Annotated in this window: 1 protein-coding gene; it reads right to left on the minus strand. The window is 60.3% G+C overall.

Annotated elements, in window-relative coordinates; translation table 11 throughout:
• Positions 1 to 290: IS66 family transposase (locus tag M8006_RS18560; protein ID WP_250084598.1), on the minus strand; the 290-nt coding region annotated here is incomplete at both ends.

Below are 290 nucleotides of genomic sequence, written 5' to 3' on the forward strand. Positions count from 1 at the left end.
GCTCGTCGTCGTTGAGCGTGGGCAATGTTTCGAAGACGTACCGCAGGTACTCATAGGGTGGGAGGCCATTGGCCTTGGCGGTTTCGATCAAGCTGTAGATCGCCGCGCTGGCATGGGCACCGCTCGGCGTGTGGCTGAACAGCCAGTTCTTGCGGCCCACCACGAAGGGGCGGATGGCGTTCTCCGCCGGGTTGTTATCCAGCGGTATCAGGCCATTGTCCAGGAATCGGGTGAGTCGTGGCCACTGATGATCCAGGTAATGCAGCGCTTTACCCAGTGTGCTTTTGGGG

Source organism: Halomonas llamarensis (genome assembly GCF_023555005.1).
GTDB classification, from domain to species: domain Bacteria; phylum Pseudomonadota; class Gammaproteobacteria; order Pseudomonadales; family Halomonadaceae; genus Vreelandella; species Vreelandella llamarensis.